The following is an 18,812-nucleotide window of genomic DNA, read 5'->3' on the forward strand; positions in this document are numbered from 1 at the left end:
GGTGGCCGGCCGGCCACCGATCAGCGTGGCCGCGTGTGGACCTGGTGGCGTCGCGGTGCTTGAGTCGAAGTGATGCCGATCACTCCATGGCCCCGGTGAGGTGACCTTCCATGTCCCTTGACGACGCGACGGCCCAGTTCCTCAAGCAGATGAGCGAAGCAGGCGGCAAGCCGCTGCACGAGATGACACCCGAGGAGGCGCGCGCCATGGGCGGCGCGCTCGGCGACCTGTACGGCAAGGGCCCGGAGATGGCCCGCGTGGAGGAAGCGGTGATCCAGGCGGCGGACGGCGGATCGTTCGGCGCACGCGTGCTGGTCCCGGTGGAGGACCCGAGAGCGGTGATCGTGTACTACCACGGTGGCGGCTGGGTCATCGGCGCGCTCGACGAGTTCGACACCTTGGGACGGACGCTGGCGCACCGGACGGGCTGCGCCGTCGTCCTGGTCGACTACCGGCTCGCCCCCGAGCACCGGTATCCCGTGGCGGCCCGCGACGCCTACGACGCGCTGTGCTGGGCCGCCGCGACGGAGCCGGACCTGCCGATCATCGTGGCCGGGGACAGCGCGGGCGGCAACCTGTCGGCCGTCGTCGCCCAGCGCAGCCGCGACGAGGACGGCCCCGTCATCACGCTGCAGGTCCTCGTCTACCCGGTGACCGACCACGACCTGGACAACGCCTCCTACACCGACCCGGCCAACCAGCTCATGCTGAGCCGCGACAGCATGATCTGGTTCTGGGACCACTACGCGCCCGATCCGGCCACGCGGGCGAACCCGGACGCCTCCCCGCTGCGGGCCCGGGACCTGTCGGGCCTGCCGCCGGCCGTCGTGCTGACCGCCGAGCACGACGTGCTGCGGGACGAGGGCGAGGCGTACGCGCGGCGGCTGCGCGAGGCCGGCGTCCCGGTGCTGTTCAAGCGGTTCGAGGGCCAGATGCATGTCTTCTTCACGATGGTGAACGTGCTGCCGGGCAGCGCGGCGGCGATCACCATGGTCGTCGAGGCGATCGACGGGAGCCTGCGATGAGGTACGACGCCGTCGTCGTGGGCGCGGGCTTCGCCGGCATGTACATGCTGCACAAGCTGCGCGGCCTGGGCCTGACCGTCCGCGTCTTCGAGACCGGCGACGGCGTCGGCGGCACCTGGTACTGGAACCGCTACCCGGGCGCCCGCTGCGACGTCGAGAGCATGCAGTACTCCTACTCCTTCGACGAGGAGCTCCAGCAGGAGTGGGAGTGGAGCGAGCGCTACCCGTCCCAGCCGGAGATCCTGCTCTACGCCAATCACGTCGCCGACCGCTTCGGCCTGCGCCGGGACATCCGGTTCGGGACCCGGGTGACCCGCGCCGGCTACGACGAGAGCGCGAACCTGTGGCGCGTGGAGACCGACCGCGGCGACCACGTGTCGGCGACGTACCTCATCACCGCCGTGGGCTGCCTGTCGGCGGCCCGGATACCCGACTTCCCCGGTGCCGGCTCCTTCCGGGGGCCCAGCCACCACACCGGGCGGTGGCCGCACGAGGGCGTGGACTTCACCGGGCAGCGGGTCGCCGTCATCGGCACCGGCTCCTCCGGCATCCAGGCCATCCCGGTGATCGCCGAGCCGGCGGAGCACGTGACGGTGTTCCAGCGCACCGCCAACTACAGCCTCCCGGCCTGGAACCGGCCCATGGAGCCGGAGTACGCGCAGTGGGTGAAGGCCAACTACGCCGAGCTCCGCGCCGGCATGCGCTCCTCCGCCTCCGGCGTCATGGGCGCCTCCAACACCGCGTCGGCGCTGGAGGCGACGGAGGAGGATCGGCTGCGGGAGTTCGAGACCCGCTGGGCCAGGGGCGGCGTGGGCTTCCTCGGCGCCTACGGCGACACCGCGATCGATCCGGCGGCCAACGAGATCAGCGCCGAGTTCGTCCGTGAGAAGATCCGCGAGATCGTCACGGATCCGCGGGTGGCCGAGCTGCTGGCGCCCAAGGACCATCCCATCGGCACCAAGCGGATCTGCATCGACACCGGCTACTACGCCACCTACAACCGCCCCGACGTGACCCTGGTCGACGTGCGTGCCGCGCCGATCGAGGAGATCACCCCGACCGGCGTGCGCACCGCCGACGCCGAGTACGCCGCCGACATGATCGTGTACGCCACCGGCTACGACGCCATGACCGGTCCGCTGCTCGGCATCGACATCACCGGCAGGGGCGGCCTGTCGCTGCGGCGCAAGTGGGAGGCCGGGCCGCGCACGTACCTGGGGCTGATGACGGCGGGCTTCCCCAACATGTTCACCATCACCGGGCCCGGCAGCCCGTCCGTACTCAGCAACATGATGGTCTCCATCGAGCAGCACGTGGACTGGATCGCCGACTGCGTGGAGCGGCTGCGGGCCGGCGGCATCGCCACGATCGACGCCGACCCGCCGGCCGAGGACGCCTGGGTCGACCACGTGAACGAGGTCGCCGCCCGCACGCTCTACATGCGGGCCAACTCCTGGTATCTGGGCGCCAACATCCCGGGCAAGCCCCGGGTGTTCATGCCGTACGTCGGCGGTGTCGGCACGTACCGGCAGAAATGCGACCAGGTCACGGCGGACGGCTATCCGGGGTTCGTGCTCTCCGGCTGATCGCCGAGGAGCCGTGTCACGTCGATCACCTCGCGAACGTCCTCAGAGGATGACGAGGGGGTCGCCGTGACGCGCGCGCAGAGCGTCGAGGACCTTCGCGATCGGGCCGCCGCGCGCTTCCGCGTTCGCGGGCCAGACGACGCCGAGCCGGAAATGGAGATCCGGATCGTGCAGCGGCACGAGGACGAGGCCCGCCTCGCCGAAGATGCGGCCCGAGAGGGTGCTGAGCGTGGTCAGCGACAGGGCTCTGGAATGAGTGACGTGCGCGGCGACCTGGACCGCGTCGTTGTGCGGCAGCTCACGGATCCGGGTGACGCCGCCCGCGCGCAGGTGGTCGCGGAGCCCGTTCATCACCAGCGGGTGCACCTTGTGAGAGGTGAGCAGCATCTGCCGGTCGGTGAGGTCGGCGAGGGTGAGCCGGGGACGGCCGGCGAGAGGGTCGTCGGCGCGCATGGCGACCGCGAAGCGGTACTCCGCGAGCGCGAGGCTGCCGAGCCCGCCGGCGTCCACGGGCAGGTGGACGACGGCGATGTCCAGCTTGCGCGCCGCCAGCAGGCCGAGCAGCCCCGCGGACGGCTCCAGGGTCACCGGGAGCTCGGTCCCCGGGCTGACCTCCGCGAACGTCTCCAGGACCAGGTCCAGGACCTGGGTGGGGGCGAGCGGCGTGGCCCCCACGCGCACGACCGCGGGCGGTGGGGCGGCCCCGGCGGCCAGCTCGGCCAGCGCGTCGAAGCGGGCCAGGACGTCGCGGGCGGGATCGAGGAACGTCCGCCCGAAGGAGGTCAGCTCGACCTGGTGGTAGCGCCGGTCGAACAGGTCGTGGCCGAGCTCCTTCTCCAGCTCGCGGATGCGCCGGCTGAGCGGGGAGGACGTCACGTGCAGCCGCTCGGCGGCGCGGCCGAAGTGGAGCTCTTCTGCCACGACCATGAAGTAGCGGAGCTGCTGGATGTCCACCCGGCCAGGGTATCGGCCCCGCGCGGGCCCACGACGAGGCCCCGCGCAGGCTCACGAGGCACTGCGCACGCTCACGAGCCCCGCACAGGCCCGCGAGGCCCCGCACGGGGTCACGCCGGGTGGAACACGGGGACCGCCTCTCCCTCCTCGGGCCGCTCGAAGGCGACGCGTACGCGCATGCCGCCGTACACGTCCTCAGGCGCGACCTCGACGATCTGGCCCTGGATCCACGGCTCCTCGTCCAGCTCGACGATCCCGACCACGAACGGCGGCCCGCCCTTGGGGTGCACCACGGACCAGCTCACCACCACGCCCGTTCCGGCCGCGGCCGTCCAGGACGGCTCGGGCGAGGCGCACTGCGGGCACGTGCGCGCCTGCGGCGCGGAGTGGGCGCCGCAGGCGTCGCAGCGCCGGATCAGCAGTTCGCCACGGGCGGTGCCGTCGAAGAACGCGGCGGTGGCCGCGTCGCGGTGGACGATTCCCACAGGCATCGGCGTGCTCCTATCGGGCGTGCGGGCTGAGGATCAGGGTGGAGTGATGGTCGAGGATGCCGCCGTTGCCGCTGACCAGCACCATGTCGTTGCGCGGCGCCTGGCGCTCGCCGCCGTCGCCGCGGGCCTGGATGACGGCTTCGGACAGCGGGGTCATGCCCCACATGTAGTAGGAGGAGAGCTGGCCGCCGCCGGTGTTCACGGCCAGGCTCCCCTCCGGTCCGAGCACGCCGCTCGCCGCGAAGGACCCGCCCTCGCCCTTGGCGCAGAAGCCGTAGTCCTCCAGCGAGATGAGCGCGGTGTAGGTGTAGCAGTCGTACAGCTCGGCCACGTCGATGTCGGCGATCGTGATCCCGGCCATCTTCAGCGCCGTGGGACCCGACAGGGCCGCGCCGCTGACCAGGCCGAACTCGCTGTCCCTGCCCATGACGTACCCCGGGTGCGCCTGGCCCCAGCCGCGGAGGTGGACGGCGGGCCGCGCGAGGCCGGTGGCCCGGTCGGCGGAGGTGACCAGGACCGCGACGCCGCCGTTGCTGACCAGGCAGCAGTCGAGCAGGTGGAACGGCTCGGCGATCCACCTGGAGCTCTGGTGGTCCTCGATGGTGATCGGGTCGCGCAGCTGGGCCAGGGGGTTCCCGGCCGCCCAGGCGCGCTGGGCGACGGCGATGTGGCCGAGCTGCTCGCTCGTGGTGCCGTACTCCCGCATGTGCCTGCGGGCGGCCAGCGCGTACATGGTGTTGGCGCTGTAGATGCCCGAGGCGGCGGTCAGGCCCTGCCAGCCGGTCGGCCGCCGGCCCGCGGCGGCGTAGGCCGCGCCGCCGCCTGCCGACCTGTCCTTCAGCGGGGCGTCGGCGAAGACGCAGGCCACGATGTCGGCCATGCCGGACATCACGGCCATGGCGGCGTACTGGACCATGGCTCCGGCCGACGAGCCGTACGCCTGCACCTCCGACAGCAGGCGCAGGTGGCGCAGCCCGAGGTCGCGCTGGAGGCCCAGGCCGACGTCGCCGGTGATGCCGGTGTTGGTCAGCAGCCCGTCCACCTCGTGGAGGTCGATCCCGGCGTCGGCGGCGGCGAGCCGGACGGCCTCGGCGGCGAACTCGGGGGCGGTCCTGCCGTAGACCTTGCCCATCTCGGTGATGCCGAGACCGGCGATCACGGGCGCCCTGTTGATCGTCATGGTCATCGGCCCTCCCAGACGGGGACGCGCTTCTCGGCGAAGGCGCGCGGTCCTTCCTTCGCGTCCGCCGAGCGCATGATCGCGGCGCCCTCGGCGGCGGTCCGCTCCCAGGCGGCCCGTTCCGAGGCGACCGTGCCGTCCGCGATGCCCCGCGCGATCCGCTTGCCGGCCTGTACGGCGAGCGGCGCGTTGGCGCTGATCATCTCGGCCAGGGCGAGCGCGGCGGGCACCACCTGATCCTGCGGCACGACCCGGTTGACCAGGCCGAGCCGCAGGGCGTCGGCGGCGGTCACGGGCTCGCCGGTCAGCAGGATCTCCATGGCCACCTTGGTGGGCAGCTGCGCGGCCAGCCGGAACGCGCCGCCCGCGCCGGCGATGATGCCGCGCTTGACCTCGGGAAGACCGAACCGGGCGCTCTCCGCGGCCACCACCAGGTCGGCCCACAGGGCGATCTCGGTGCCGCCGCCGAGCGCGAACCCGTTGACCGCGGCGATGACCGGCTTGGCGATCGGGTGCGTCACGCATCCGGCGAAGCCCCAGTGCGGTTTGAACCCTTCGGTGGAGAACCCCCCTCGGGCCACCTCCTTGAGGTCGGCACCGGCGCAGAACGCCTTGTCCCCGGCGCCGGTCAGCACCACGGCCCGGATCCCGGTGTCGGCGTCGGCCTCGTCCAGGGCCTCGCCGACGGCGCGGGTCAGGGCCCCGTTCACCGCGTTGCGCACCTCGGGCCGGTTGAATGTGATCAACATCGTGTGATCGCGGCGCTCGACGAGCGCGGCGGGCTCACCCATGGTCAACTCCTTCAGCTGGTTCTTCCAGTACGCCCGCCTCGATGAGCGCCTGGATCTCCGGTTCGGCCAGGCCGAGCAGCTTCGCGGCCACCGTCCGGGTGTGCTCCCCCGCCAGCGGCGCCGGGCGCAGCTCGGGGTCGGCCACCCCGCCGAAGGTCGCCGGGCCGTTCTCGGTCCGCATGGCGTGCCCGATGCGCGGGTGGCGCATCTCGCGCAGGAAGCCGCGGGCGGCGAGCTGGGGATCGTCGAGGTACTCGATCACCCGCCGCATCGCCCCGGCCGGCACGCCCGCCACCTGCAGCCGTTCCATGACCTCGCGGGGCGGGGTGTCCGACGTCCACGCGGTCACGGCGGCGTCCACGAGCCCGCGGTGCGCGCGGCGGCCCGCGGCGGTGGCGAGCCGCGCGTCGGCGAGCAGATCGGCGCGGCCGATGACGCCGCACAGGCTCCGCCACTGCTCGTCGCCCTCGACGCTCACCACGCACCACTCGTCGTCACCCGCGCACGGGTAGAGGCCCTGGGGGGCGTCCCACTCGCCGCTGTTGCCGTGGGCGGTGAACGAGCCGGGCTCCAGCGACTCGCGCAGCAGGCTCGTGGACAGCTGGGTGAGGATGGTCTCGGCCTGGGAGACGCTGACCGTGCCGCCCTTCCCGGTACGCCGCCGCCGGATCAGCACGGCCAGCACGGCGACGGCGCCGACCCGTGCGGCGAGATGGTCCGGATAAATGGTGATGCCGTCGCAGAACCCCGCCTCGACGCCGGTGTCACGCCAGAGCCCGGTCAGCCCGGTGGAGGCGCGTACGAGAGGGCCGTACCCCATGCGGCGGCTCCACAGCCCGGTCGGGCCCAGGGCGCTGCTGTCGGCCATGACGATCCGGGGGTTGAGCTCGCTGATGACGTCGTAGCCGAGCCCCAGGGACTCCAGCGTGCCGGGCTTGAAGTTGGACAGGATCACGTCGGAGGCGGCGGCGAGCCGTTTGAAGAGCTCCAGCCCTTCGGGCGAGCGGAGGTTGATCCCGGCGCTGAGCTTGTTGCGGTGGCCCCAGGCGAAGCCGGCGCTGATGGCCTCGCCGGTCAGCGACTGCCGGCTGCCGTCGGGGTAGGCCCGGCTCTCGATCTTGATGACTTCGGCGCCCTGGTCGGCGAGCAGCCGGCCGAGCTCCGCGCCGACCACGATGACGCCCAGGTCCAGCACGCGGAGCCCGTCGAGTGGCCGCCGCCGGGGCGTGCCCGTGGCCGGGGCCGGCGGAGTGGCCGGCGGCGTCTCGGCGAGGACCTCGTCGTCGTGCTCCCCGGCTTCGGGGGCCCGGCCGCGGAATCCGGCCCGTACGCCGTCCAGCTCGACGTACCCGGACGGCAGCCGGCCGGTCAGGCCGGGCGCGATCTCGGCGTCGACCAGCCCTCCTCGTGCGCGGAAGTGCGGGCCGGCGAGCACCTCTCCGGGGGTGAGCAGCGACGCGATCGGCACGCCGCGCTCCTGGCCCTGGGCCACGAGCTCGTCCCTGGTCCTGTCCTTGAACAGGTCGGCGATCAACGCGTGCAGCCGCTCGGTCGCGCCGTAGCGGCCCGCGAGGGTGTCGTATTTGGGATCGGCGAACTCCTCGGGCTCCCCCAGCCAGCCGAACATCCCCCGCCACTGCCGCTTGGCCAGCACGCAGATCCGTACATATCCATCCGCGCACGGGAAGATCGGGTAGAGGCTGCCCGCGTCGGGGCGGCCGCGCGGCAGCGCCGTGGCCGGCACGCCGCCGGTGGCCGAGCCGCCGATGCCGAAGCCCGGGTCCAGGACCTGCGCGGTCATCTCGTACACCGAGCAGTCGACGTGGTCGCCGCGTCCGGTCTCGAGCCTGTTCGTGTACGCCAGCAGGCCCGCCCACGCGGCCTGGACGGCGGCCGACTCGTACGCCAGCGGGCCCGGCGGCACGACCGGCTCGCGGCCGGGGATGCCGGAACGCGACAGCACGCCGCCGAGCGCCAGGTGCGTCCAGTCGGTGCCGGCCCAGTCCCGGTACGGGCCGCTCTGCCCGAAGTCGGTGATCGAGATGACGACGAGCGCCGGGTTGCGCGCGAGCAGCGCGTCCGCGCCGAGGCCGAGCCCGTCGAGGGTGCCGGGCCGTTCGGTCTCGATGAGGAAGTCGGCCCCGGCGGCCAGGCCGAGCAGCCGGTCGCGGCCGGCGGGGTCGTGCAGGTCCAGGGTGATGCCGCGTTTGCCGGCGTTGTGCGTGGCGAAGTAGAGGCTCACGCCGTCGTGGAGCGGCTCCCGCCGGCGGGTCGGTGCGCCGCCCGGAGGCTCGACGCGGATGACGTCGGCTCCGAGGTCGGCCAGGAACCGGCCGCACATCTCGGCCTTGCCGTCTGCCAGGTCGATGACACGGAGACCGGCGAGGGGAAGGTCCCCGGTTGCGGGCATGGTGAATCACCCCACTGTGTGTGGCGGGCGGGTGCGGAGTACGCCGGACATGACCTGTCCCGCGGATCGTCGGGGACAGGTGCCTGAGGTGAGACTGCCACGACGGTTCCGGGCTGAAAACGTCCGAATCGGCAACGTGGCACGCGTCCCAATCGGCAACGTGCGCGGTTGACGTGTGGCATCGACCATCACGAAACTCCAGGTCATGGACGTACAGCAGCTTCGGTGCTTCCTCGCGGTCGCCGAGGAGCTCCATTTCGGTCGCGCCGCGGAGCGGCTGCACCTGACGCCCTCGCCGGTCAGCCGCTCCGTCAAGGAGCTCGAACGGGAGCTGGGCGTCGACCTGTTCGTCCGCCGCTACCACCAGGTCGAGCTCACCGCCGACGGCGCGCTCCTGGCGGGCCGGGTACGCGACATCCTGGAGCAGCTGGACGGCCTGAAAGACGTGATCAAGGAGGCCGCCAGGAGACAGGTGGTGCGCGTCGGCGGCACCCACCTGTGCCCGCCGGCGGTGATGGATCGCTTCCTGGCCCTGGCCGGGCAGGCGCTCCCCGCCCACACGGTCGAAGCGACGATTGGGCCGTCCGCCGAGCTGCTGCCGGCCCTGGAGCGCGGCGAGCTCGACGCGGCCCTCGTCCACCTGCCGCTGGACCGGCCCCGGCTCGACAGCCTGGTGGTGGCCCGCTACCTGTTCTACGCGGCGATGCGGGCCGACGACCCGCTGGCCACCGCCTCCGAGCTGGCCTTGAAGGACCTCGTGCACCGCACCTTGACCATCGGCCCGCCCACACCCCAGCCGGTGGCGGTCAACCTGTTCCACGAGCGGCTGAAGAACGCCGGCATCACCTCGTTCCACCGGATGCCGGACAACGACGCGGTCATGCTGGCCAGCCGCATCCGCCGCGACGGCGGGGTAACGCTGACGATCGACCCGCGCAACGGCGGCAGCGCCCGGGTCTACGACGACCCGGCCTTCGCGGTCGTCCCCCTCCGCGACGACCTGGACTTCCTGCTCGGCGTGGCCTGGAACCGGTCCCGGGCGCGGCAGGACGACGCCGTCCGGGAGCTCGTCCAGGTGGCACGCCAGGAGTGGGCCGGGCGCCGCCTCACCCTCTGACGGCGGGGCACGTTGCGGATTCGCGTACGTGCACGTGCGCGAAAGCGCAATGGTCACCGGCGGTGCGGCCTGCTTACGGTTCCACGCACACCGCTACATGAGGCCTTTGTGAGGCGTTCGCCGCCCGTGCCGCAGCGGTGCCTTTGCGCTACCCCCTAGGAGGCCACGATGTCTCAGACACCCCCCTCGCCCGTGTCCGTGTCGGCCGGCAACATCGATGCCCGCATCGACGCCATGGCGAAGGTCGGGCTCAGCCGCGCCGCATGGTTCGCGCTCATGCTCTGCTTCTTCTTCGCCAACTACGACATCTCCGTCCTCACCATCACGCTGCCCTCCATGCGGGACGAGCTCGGACTGGCGGGAGCCGAGCTGGGGTACCCCGTCACGTGGAACCTCGTCGGCTACTGCGTCGGCGCGTACGCGTTCGGGCACGTCGCCGACCGGCACGGCCGGCAGAAGGGCCTGGCGCTGACCATCGCCGCGCTCGGCCTCGGCGGATTCCTCACGGCGTTCTCATGGGACGTGTGGTCGCTGACGTTCTTCCGGTTCCTGACCGGGTGCGGCATGGGCGCGGTGCTCGCGCTCTGCTCGGCCTACATCGGCGAGCTGGCGCCCAAGCACCAGCGCGGCGGCTACCTGTCACGCCTCTACATGGTGGGGACCGTGCTGCTCCTGGTGGTCGGGTTCGCGTCGCTGCCGGTGCTGGCCGCCTCCTCCAGCGGGTGGCGGTACCTGCTGGCCTTCGGCGGTCTGGTGCTCCTGGTGCTGCCGCTGATCAACGACAAGGCGCTGGTGGAGTCGCCGCGCTGGCTGGTCGCGATGGGCCGGTCCGCCGAGGCCGACCGCGTCGTCCGCCGGATGGAATCCCGCGTCGGCCTGCCTCCGGGCGGCACCGTCTCCGTCCCCGACGCCGCCGAGACCGCCGCCGCCGCTGACGACAGGCTGCCGGTCCGGGCCCTGTTCCGGCCCCCGTACCAGAGCCGGATGCTCATCGTGCTCGGCTTCTGGTTCGCCTTCTACGTCGCCATGTACGGCTACGCCAGCTACCTGCCGCTCATCCTCGAGGGCATCGGCATCTCGACCTCCGACGCGGTCCTGGTCAGCGTGCTCACCCGCGTCATGCCGCTGGTGTCGGGCCTGGCCGCCGTGCTGCTGGTGGAGCGGATGGAACGCCGCACCATGGTCATCATCGGCACGCTGGTGTTCGCGGCCTCGCTGCTGCTCATCACCCTCGACCTGGGCGAGACGGTCGCCACCGTCGGGGCGCTGTTCAGCTCGTTCGGCATCGCCTTCATGGCCACCCCCGCCTACACCTACACGGCGGAGGTGTTCCCCACCCGGGCGCGGGGCACGGCGTCGGCCATCGCGGACGGGGTCGGCCACCTGGGCGGCGCGGTCGCGCCCCTCGTGGTGCTGCCCGTCCTGACCGGCTTCGGGGCCCGGCCGGCGTCGTTCGTGATGGTGGGCCTGCTCGTGATCGCGGCCGGCATCATCCGCCTCGGCGTCCGCACCCGGGACCGTTCGCTGACGGAGATCGCCGCCTGACGTCCCCTGGTGCCGCCGGGCGGCCTGCGCGACCCGCTCACCCGGCGGCACCTCGGCGTTCAGCCGGCGACCACTTCGTAACCGATCTCTTCGACGGCGTTCCTGATTTCCGCGTCGTCGAGCGGACCGTCCGAGGCGACGGTGACCTGCCCGGTCGCCAGCTCGACATCCACCGAGGAGACCCCGGCAATCTTGCTGATCTCGGTCTTCACCTTGCCGGCACAACCGCCACACGTCATTCCCGACACCTTGTACGTGTTCGTGCTCATTGCGGCATCCCCTTCCATCTATACCCCTACCAGGTATATTTCCCAGGAGACCGTACGCCGCGATCACCGTCGAGAACAAGCCATACGGGCTAGGGGTATATGAGATCTATGTCACGTTGCGGCCCATATACCCCCCATAGGTATGGTCATCGCATGAGCAGGCTTAACAAGATCACCGTTGTCGGTGCTTCGCTGGCAGGGCTGCGGGCCGTGCAGACCCTGCGCCGGGAGGGCTTCGCGGGCGAGGTCACGCTGGTCGGCGCCGAGACGCATGTGCCGTACAACCGCCCGCCCCTGTCGAAGAGCGTGCTGCACGGCGACGACGACGTCACGCTCCCGGGCGCGGAAGAGCTCGACGACCAGTGGCTGCGCGGGCGCAAGGCCGTGCGCCTCGACCCCCGGACCCGGACGGTCACCCTCGACGACGGCACCGAGGTCGGCCACGACGGGCTCGTCATCGCCAGCGGCGCGCGCCCGCGGCGGCTCGACGGGGTGCACACCCTGCGCACCATCGACGACGCGCTGGCACTGCGCGCGAAGCTCGACGCGGGACACGAGCACGTGCTGGTCATCGGTGGCGGGTTCATCGGCGGCGAGGTGGCCTCGACGGCACGGCAGCTCGGCCGGAAGGTCACCCTGATCGACTCCGCGCCGTACCCCATGCACGCCGGGCTGGGCGGGGAGGCAGCGCGCTGGCTGGCCGCGCACCACGAGCGCAACGGCGTCGAGCTCATCACGAACGTCCGGGTCACCGCCGTGGACGGCGGCCGAGTCCGGCTCAGCGACGGCCGCACCGTCGCCGCGGACCTGGTCGTCGGCGGCATGGGCGTGCTGCCGAACACCGAATGGCTGGACGGCAGCGGCCTGGCTGTGGACGATGGCGTGCTGTGCGAGCCGACGCTGTTCGCGACCGGCTCGACAGACATCGTGGCCGCGGGAGATGTCGCACGCTGGCCGCACACCCACTTCGGCGGGGAGATGGTACGCATCGAGCACTGGTCCAACGCCAACGAGCAAGGCGCGGTCGCCGCCCGCAACCTGCTGGCCGGGGCGGAGAACGCTCAACCCTTCGTGGACGTGCCGAACTTCGCGACCCATGTGCATGGCGCCCGCATCCAGACCGCCGGACTGCCGCACCTCGCCGACTCGGCGAGCATCGCCACCGGCTCCCCCGAAGAAGATCGCTTCGCCGTGGCCTTCACGCGGGACGGCGTGCCGGTCGGCGCCGTCGCCGTCAACTCTCCCAAGGACCTCATCAAGCTCAAGCGGGCGATCACGGCACGCGAAACGCCTCCATCACCGTGATCGCGAACCTGACGCCACGAAGACGGGCAGCGCCAGGAACATGCGTCCCGCCTGGGCGCGCGCCCTCTGATCGCTCACCCACGCCGCTTCCTGTTCACGGGTGATGGCGCCGGCGGCGCGTGCTCCCTCCGCGATGCCGGTGAGCATGGGCAGCATGGCCGTGTCGGTGAAGACGCCCACGTGCGTCTCCACCTGGACGTCCTGGAAGCCCGCGTCGAGCAGCAGGTTGCGGTAGCGGCGAGCCGCACGGGGATTCGGGACCAGGTCGGCACGCGCGTGCACGATGGCCCGGGTGAGCACCGGGTCATCGGAGTCGATGATGAAGGCGTCCCAGTCCTGCCCGACGAGCACGATACGCCCGCCCGGAGCCAGCACCCGCCTCGCCTCCTCCAGCGCCTTGGCCGCGTCGGCGAGCTCGTGAAAGACCTTGTCGGCTCGGTACCCGGCGACCTGCCCGTCGTCGAGCGGCAGGTCGAAAGCGTCGCCGATCCGGAAGTCCGCATGCGGCCGGCGATGGCGGGCCACCGCGATCATCTCCTCGCTGATGTCCACGCCTATCGAGCTCATCCCGCGCTGCGCGAGTTCCTCGACCGCGCGGCCCGCGCCGCAGCCGACATCCACCACGGCCGCGCCGTCGGGGAGGGTGAGCAGATCGTACGAGCGCGTGCGCAATGCGACGGCCCCGGGCAACGCGTCAGCGACGTCGAGCAGCTTGATGAGTGATTCCATCGAGTTGTTGTCTTTGGACATGTGGGCCAGCATGCGACTTAATGTCGACATGAAGTCAAGCGCGACCATGAGCATCGGGGAAATCGCGGAGCGGTTCGGCCTGGCGACGCATGTCCTGCGGCACTGGGAGGCGATGGGCCTGATCACGCCGGCCCGTATCGAAGGAGCGCGCCGCCGCTACGGGCCTGACGACCTCTACCGGGTGGCCGTGATCCTGCGGGGCAAGGAAGCCGGGTTCAGCCTGGAAGAGATCCACGAGATGATGGTCACCTCGGACGCGGCAGCACGACGCGCCGTCCTGCTGCGCCGCCGGGAGGAGCTGGCCCGGCGGATCGCCGAGGCGCAGGCGTCGCTGGAGCTCATCGACTGCGCGCTGGACTGCGATCACGAGGACTTGGCCGGTTGTCCCCATTTCCGGTCCGCGGTCGAGGAGCGGGTCCCCGCGGCCGTCACGCCTTGAGGCCGGCACATGGCGCCCGGGGGGCCGACGTCTACTATGGCTAATGGTAGATCGAGCGCTACCGGGCGGATGTGGAGGAGAACCATGACGACCGGGGATATCAAGGATCGCAGCACGGCGATTCTCGACGTGAGCGGGTTGCAGTGGGCCTCGGAGCAGAACGTGGTGCGTGCCGTCCTGAGCCGCCGCCCCGGAGTGATCGAGGTCGAGGTGAACCCGGTCGGGCAGACCGCCGTCGTGGTGTTCGACCCGAGGGCCACGTCCTTGGCCGAGCTGCGCCGCTGGGTACAGGAATGCGGCTATCACTGCGCAGGGCAGTCCGTGCCGTCGCACGTCTGCGATCCCCTGGCAGAACCTGACCCGCCGGGCGTCGCCGAAGCCGTCCGGGAGGCCCCTGCCGAGCATGGAGAGCACGCAGCTCCGTCGCCGCACGAGGCGATGGGGCACGGGGGCCACGGGGGCCACGGCGCCATGTCGATGGAGGCCATGGTCTCCGACATGCGCAACCGGTTCCTCGTGGCGGCCGTGCTGTCCGTCCCCATCCTGATCTGGTCGCCGATCGGGCGCGAGGTGCTGGGGCTGGACGTGCCGGTGCCGTTCGGGCTGCGCGAGGACGTGTGGGCGCTGCTGCTCAGCCTGCCGGTGATCTTCTACTCCTCGTGGATCTTCTTCGACGGCGCCGTACGGGCGCTGCGGGCCCGCACGCTGGACATGATGGTGCTGGTCGCCGTGGCGATCGGGGCTGGCTGGCTGTACTCGCTGTACATCACGCTGACCGGCGGCGGCGAGGTGTTCTACGAGGCGGCGACGGTGCTGGCGGCGTTCGTCCTGCTGGGGCACTGGTTCGAGATGCGGGCCAGGGGCGGCGCCAACGACGCGATCCGCGCGCTGCTCGACCTGGCCCCGCCCAAGGCCGTGGTGATCCGCGACGGCGAGCAGGTGGAGATCCCCACCGCCGAGGTCGTGGCCGGGGACGTCATGCTCATCCGTCCCGGCACGAAGATCGCCGTCGACGGCGAGGTCATGGAGGGCGAGAGCGAGGTCGACGAGTCGATGGTCACCGGCGAGAGCCTGCCGGTGCACAAAGCCCCCGGTTCGGCGGTGGTCGGCGCGACCATCAACAAGAACGGCACCCTGCGCGTACGGGCCACCAAGGTCGGCGCCGACACCGCCCTCGCCCAGATCGTCAAGCTCGTCCAGCAGGCCCAGAACTCCAAGGCTCCCGGGCAGCGCCTGGCCGACCGGGCGGCGTTCTGGCTCGTCCTCGTCGCGCTCATCGGCGGCGGGCTGACGCTGGTGGTGTGGCTGCTGGCGGGGGCGGCGGCCGGCACGGCGATGCTGTTCGCCATCACCGTCGTCGTGATCACCTGTCCCGACGCGCTGGGCCTGGCCACCCCCACCGCGATCATGGTGGGCGCCGGCCTCGGCGCCAAGCGCGGCGTGCTGTTCAAGAACGCCATGGCACTGGAGACCTCGGCCCGCATCCAGACCGTGGTCATGGACAAGACCGGCACCCTGACCAGGGGTGAACCGGAGGTCACCGATGTGATCGCCGACGGGATGGAGGAGGCCGAACTCCTGCGGCTGGCCGCCGCCGTCGAGCGCGAGTCCGAGCACCCGCTGGCCGAGGCGGTGGTCCGCCACGCCGACGCGCATGCTCCCGGGGTCCTGCGGGTCACCGGGTTCGAGAACGTCCCGGGTCATGGCGCCACGGCTCAGGTGGACGGACGCCGGGTCCTGGTGGGCAACACGAAGCTGATGCAGGTCGAAGGCGTCGAGCTGGGCCCGCTGGCCTCCCGGCGCGAGGAACTGGCCGCGGGCGGGCGTACCGCGGTCGTCGTCGCGGTGGACGGCCGCGCGGCCGGGCTGATCGGCATCGCCGACGCGCCCCGCGACAGCTCCGCGGCCGCGGTGGCGGCGCTGCACGAGGCCGGCGTCGAGGTCGTCATGCTGACCGGCGACAACGAGGCCACCGCCCGGCGGATCGCCGACCAGCTCGGCATCGACACCGTGATCGCCGAAGTGTTGCCGGGCGACAAGGCCGCCAAGATCGTCGAGCTGCAGCGCGACGGGCGCAAGGTCGCGATGGTCGGCGACGGCGTCAACGACGCCCCCGCGCTCGCCCAGGCCGACCTCGGCATCGCGATCGGCGCGGGCACCGACGTCGCCGTGGAGACCGCCGACGTGGTGCTCATGCGCTCCGACCCGCTCGACGTGCCGACGGCGCTGGTCATCGGCCGCGGCACGCTCCGCAAGATGCGCCAGAACCTGGGCTGGGCGATCGGCTACAACACGATCGCGCTGCCGATCGCGGCCGGCGTCTTCGAACCCGCCTTCGGCCTGGTGCTGCGACCGGAGATCGCCGCCCTGTCCATGTCCGGATCGAGCGTCATCGTCGCGGTCAACGCACTCGCCCTCAAGGGGCTCCGCCTCCCGCGCCCCGCCGCCGCCGGAGACTGAGCACCGGCTGACGGCCGTCTCGTGGTGACCATCGAGGTCACCTAATCCGAGTGCTCTTCCGCGAGTTCTTCGACGGTTCCGCCGGTGGACAGCCGGTCCAGGACGCCGACCAGGTGCGGGCACTCGCTCGTGGGATGGTCAGCGGGGCAGGTCAGCGCTGCTGAGAGGAACCGGCGGGCGCCCTGGGCTCGCTCGATCAGGGCGTCCAGTTCGTCGATCTGGTCCCGCACCGCTGATCGCCATTGCTCGCCGGACTCGTCCATGACGGCTGCGGCGGTGTCGAGCCGGACTCCGAGCCGTTGCATCAGGGCGACCAGTGCGAGGCGGCGCAGCTCGGTCCGGCCGTACATCCGCCTTCCGGCATGGCGAGCCGCCGGCCGTACCAGGCCTCGTTCCTCGTAGTACCGCAGAGCCGAGGTGTTGAGGCGGAGGCGACGGGCGGCCTCACCGATGGATATGAGCTCCATGCGTCCATTTGACGTCAACCCGCCTTGAACCGCGAACCTGGGAGCATGGCCACCAAGGAGATCCGGTCCTGGGCGTACGACGAGCCGATCCGCTCTCCGTTCGCCCTTCCGCAGGGAGTCCTCGGGCGTTTGGCGGGGCGGCTCATGCTGTGGCTCAACGATCCGGGCGAACTCGTGACGCTCATCGGGAGGCAGGACAGCGTGCTGGAGGCCGGATGCGGGCCTGGCGGCCTGCTGCGGCACATCGAGGCCGAGCGGGTCTGCGGCATCGACCCGTCGCCCGAGATGCTGCGTCAGGCGGCCCGGCACAACCGCGGGCGCGACGTCGAGCTTCGGCTCGGCACCGCGGCGGACACGGGCTGTCCCGACGACAGCTTCGACGTCGTGGTCTCGGTGAACAACGTGGCGATGTGGCCGGACCTGGAGGCAGGCATCCACGAGTTACGTCGGGTGACCCGGCCACGTGGCAGGCTGCTCATCGCCTGGCACAGCGCCACCGGCCGCTCAGCGATCGCCAGGAAGAACGCTCTTCCCGAGGAGAAGCTGGGGCGTATCGCTCACGCCCTGGGCGAGCCGACGCGGCGCCATGAGCTCACGAATCTGACCGTTCTCGAAAGACGCTGCCCAGGCCCGGCGTTGCCGGAGTACGGGCGGACGTAGGCCCCTGGCTGGGTTCCGTTGATGACGGGCGAGGGGGTGTCCTCACGGGAGGATGAAGGTGCCTCCGGCTGCGGCCGCGAGGTCGGGGCCGAGGGCGGCCGCGGGCGTGTAGGCGCCGGGCTTGCCTTCGCCGCGGGCGAGGCGTGCGGCGATTTCGGCGGCGGCGCCGGCGGTGTAGTCCATGCCGTCATCGGCACGTAGCCATCCTTCGCGGCTGGTGCCGTCCGGCCAGGTGATGACGGCGTGTCCCCAGGAGTGCCGCCGGGGACGGGAGGCCGCCTTGATCCGGAGGCCGGCCAACTGGCGGACACACCTGGTGGCCCAGATCGCCATGGTCGTCTTCCAGAACGCCTTCGACCAATGGGCCGACGCGAACGGCCAGACGGACTTCGTCGCCTGCCTGCGGGTCGCCGCCGCATCGCTCCGGGACACCGTGAATGCGGACTCGACGAACAGGACCCCCAGTTGACTGCTTCGCGTGTCTCCGTCGGCTGCGCCCAGATCTTTGGCGGCACGTCCTGTGGCCCGAAGGCGGTGATCGCCTTCGGGCCACAGGACACGGTTCCTATCTGAAGCGGCGCAGCCGCAGGCTGTTGCTCACCACGAACACGCTTGAGAACGCCATCGCCGCGCCCGCGATCATCGGGTTGAGCAACCCCAGCGCGGCCAGCGGCAACGCGGCCACGTTGTAGGCGAACGCCCAGAACAGGTTCCCCTTGATCGTCTTCAGCGTGCTGCGGGACAACCGGATCGCCTCCGGCGCCACCCGCAGATCACCCCGCACCAGCGTCAGATCCGCGGCCTCGATCGCGGCGTCCGTGCCGGTGCCCATCGCCAGCCCCAGATCGGCCTGGGCCAGTGCGGCGGCGTCGTTCACCCCGTCGCCCACCATGGCCACGACCCGGCCCTCGGCCTGCAACTTCTTGACCACCTCGACCTTGTCGGCGGGCAGCACCTCGGCGATCACCTCATCGATGCCCACCTCCGCCGCCACCGTCCGCGCCACCGCCTCGTTGTCCCCGGTCAACAGCACCGGGGTCAGGCCGAGCGCCCGCAACTCCGAGATCGCCTGCTTGCTGGTCGACTTGACCACATCGGCCACCACCAGCACCGCACGCGCCTGACCATCCCAGCCGACCGCCACCGCGGTGCGGCCCTTGGCCTGCTCGTCGGCCAGCTTGCGCTCCAGTTCGACGGACAGGTGCTGGGACCATTCCGCCAGCAGCCGGGGCCGGCCGACCAGCACCGCGTGACCGTCCACGATCCCCTGCACGCCCAGGCCTTCGACGTTGGCGAAGTCCTCCACCGTTGTCTTTGACTGGGCCGCGCGGGCGATGGCCTGGGCGATCGGGTGCTCCGAGGC

18 protein-coding genes are annotated in these 18,812 nt (G+C 71.6%); 8 read left to right on the forward strand and 10 right to left on the reverse strand.

Going from position 1 to position 18,812, the window contains the following annotated elements; genetic code table 11:
* Positions 1 to 110 precede the first annotated feature (110 nt).
* The gene (locus AB0L65_RS62225) at positions 111 to 1,025 is read left to right on the forward strand and encodes an alpha/beta hydrolase (protein WP_364267257.1); all 915 of its coding nucleotides are present in this window, start codon (positions 111 to 113) and stop codon (positions 1,023 to 1,025) included.
* Entirely contained in the window at positions 1,022 to 2,611 is a 1,590-nt protein-coding gene (locus tag AB0L65_RS62230) for an NAD(P)/FAD-dependent oxidoreductase (RefSeq protein ID WP_364267260.1), read from the forward strand. Before AB0L65_RS62225 ends, AB0L65_RS62230 begins: the two co-directional genes overlap by 4 nt.
* Before the next feature lie 42 nt (positions 2,612 to 2,653).
* On the opposite strand, the gene AB0L65_RS62235 is transcribed toward AB0L65_RS62230, so the two are convergent.
* The 5 genes from AB0L65_RS62235 to AB0L65_RS62255 form a co-directional block, all read right to left on the reverse strand.
* A complete protein-coding gene (locus AB0L65_RS62235; RefSeq protein WP_364267263.1) occupies positions 2,654 to 3,565 on the reverse strand; it encodes a LysR family transcriptional regulator in 912 nt (303 codons plus the stop codon).
* Positions 3,566 to 3,675: 110 nt separating this feature from the next.
* The gene (locus tag AB0L65_RS62240) at positions 3,676 to 4,056 is read right to left on the reverse strand and encodes a Zn-ribbon domain-containing OB-fold protein (RefSeq protein WP_364267266.1); all 381 of its coding nucleotides are present in this window, start codon (positions 4,054 to 4,056) and stop codon (positions 3,676 to 3,678) included.
* Between the two features lie 10 nt (positions 4,057 to 4,066).
* On the reverse strand, positions 4,067 to 5,242 hold the full coding sequence (locus AB0L65_RS62245) for a thiolase family protein (RefSeq protein ID WP_364267269.1): 1,176 nt from the start codon (positions 5,240 to 5,242) through the stop codon (positions 4,067 to 4,069).
* Positions 5,239 to 6,027 carry an enoyl-CoA hydratase-related protein gene (locus AB0L65_RS62250; RefSeq protein WP_364267272.1) on the reverse strand — a complete coding sequence of 263 codons (789 nt, stop codon included), beginning with the start codon at positions 6,025 to 6,027 and terminating at the stop codon, positions 5,239 to 5,241. Before AB0L65_RS62250 ends, AB0L65_RS62245 begins: the two co-directional genes overlap by 4 nt.
* Positions 6,020 to 8,437 (reverse strand): CoA transferase, encoded by a 2,418-nt coding sequence (locus tag AB0L65_RS62255; RefSeq protein ID WP_364267275.1) that lies wholly within the window; start codon positions 8,435 to 8,437, stop codon positions 6,020 to 6,022. Before AB0L65_RS62255 ends, AB0L65_RS62250 begins: the two co-directional genes overlap by 8 nt.
* A gap of 205 nt (positions 8,438 to 8,642) precedes the next feature.
* Here AB0L65_RS62255 and AB0L65_RS62260 point away from each other — a divergent pair, with 205 nt between their 5' ends.
* Positions 8,643 to 9,554, forward strand: coding sequence for a LysR family transcriptional regulator (locus AB0L65_RS62260; RefSeq protein WP_364267278.1), 912 nt, complete (start codon positions 8,643 to 8,645; stop codon positions 9,552 to 9,554).
* Between the two features lie 168 nt (positions 9,555 to 9,722).
* Positions 9,723 to 11,099, forward strand: a complete 1,377-nt coding sequence (locus AB0L65_RS62265) for an MFS transporter (protein WP_364267281.1) — start codon at positions 9,723 to 9,725, stop codon at positions 11,097 to 11,099.
* Positions 11,100 to 11,158: 59 nt separating this feature from the next.
* Here the strand turns inward: AB0L65_RS62265 and AB0L65_RS62270 are convergent, their stop codons facing one another.
* Positions 11,159 to 11,368 carry a heavy metal-associated domain-containing protein gene (locus AB0L65_RS62270; RefSeq protein ID WP_364267284.1) on the reverse strand — a complete coding sequence of 70 codons (210 nt, stop codon included), beginning with the start codon at positions 11,366 to 11,368 and terminating at the stop codon, positions 11,159 to 11,161.
* A 153-nt stretch (positions 11,369 to 11,521) separates the two neighbouring features.
* Between AB0L65_RS62270 and AB0L65_RS62275 the strand changes: the two genes are divergently transcribed.
* On the forward strand, positions 11,522 to 12,673 hold the full coding sequence (locus AB0L65_RS62275) for an FAD/NAD(P)-binding oxidoreductase (protein WP_364267287.1): 1,152 nt from the start codon (positions 11,522 to 11,524) through the stop codon (positions 12,671 to 12,673).
* On the opposite strand, the gene AB0L65_RS62280 is transcribed toward AB0L65_RS62275, so the two are convergent.
* Positions 12,665 to 13,477, reverse strand: a complete 813-nt coding sequence (locus tag AB0L65_RS62280; RefSeq protein ID WP_364267290.1) for a methyltransferase domain-containing protein — start codon at positions 13,475 to 13,477, stop codon at positions 12,665 to 12,667. The two genes, AB0L65_RS62275 and AB0L65_RS62280, sit on opposite strands and share 9 nt — an antisense overlap.
* Here AB0L65_RS62280 and AB0L65_RS62285 point away from each other — a divergent pair.
* The gene (locus AB0L65_RS62285; protein ID WP_364267293.1) at positions 13,470 to 13,862 is read left to right on the forward strand and encodes a MerR family transcriptional regulator; all 393 of its coding nucleotides are present in this window, start codon (positions 13,470 to 13,472) and stop codon (positions 13,860 to 13,862) included. The two genes, AB0L65_RS62280 and AB0L65_RS62285, sit on opposite strands and share 8 nt — an antisense overlap.
* A gap of 84 nt (positions 13,863 to 13,946) precedes the next feature.
* Positions 13,947 to 16,322 (forward strand): heavy metal translocating P-type ATPase, encoded by a 2,376-nt coding sequence (locus tag AB0L65_RS62290; RefSeq protein ID WP_364267296.1) that lies wholly within the window; start codon positions 13,947 to 13,949, stop codon positions 16,320 to 16,322.
* Between the two features lie 41 nt (positions 16,323 to 16,363).
* Here AB0L65_RS62290 and AB0L65_RS62295 read toward each other — a convergent pair whose 3' ends face one another.
* Complete coding sequence (locus AB0L65_RS62295) at positions 16,364 to 16,789, reverse strand: MerR family transcriptional regulator (protein WP_364267299.1); 426 nt, start codon at positions 16,787 to 16,789, stop codon at positions 16,364 to 16,366.
* 45 nt (positions 16,790 to 16,834) lie between these two features.
* Here AB0L65_RS62295 and AB0L65_RS62300 point away from each other — a divergent pair, with 45 nt between their 5' ends.
* Positions 16,835 to 17,449: a class I SAM-dependent methyltransferase gene (locus AB0L65_RS62300; RefSeq protein ID WP_364267302.1), complete on the forward strand. Its 615-nt coding sequence runs from the start codon at positions 16,835 to 16,837 to the stop codon at positions 17,447 to 17,449.
* 42 nt (positions 17,450 to 17,491) lie between these two features.
* On the opposite strand, the gene AB0L65_RS62305 is transcribed toward AB0L65_RS62300, so the two are convergent.
* Together AB0L65_RS62305 and AB0L65_RS62310 are read right to left on the reverse strand one after the other, a co-directional pair.
* On the reverse strand, positions 17,492 to 17,881 hold the full coding sequence (locus AB0L65_RS62305) for a hypothetical protein (RefSeq protein ID WP_364267305.1): 390 nt from the start codon (positions 17,879 to 17,881) through the stop codon (positions 17,492 to 17,494).
* A 133-nt stretch (positions 17,882 to 18,014) separates the two neighbouring features.
* A partial coding sequence (locus AB0L65_RS62310; protein WP_364267308.1) for an HAD-IC family P-type ATPase occupies positions 18,015 to 18,812 on the reverse strand: 798 nt, incomplete at its 5' end.

The organism is Nonomuraea sp. NPDC052116, from assembly GCF_040680035.1.
GTDB lineage: Bacteria > Actinomycetota > Actinomycetes > Streptosporangiales > Streptosporangiaceae > Nonomuraea > Nonomuraea angiospora_A.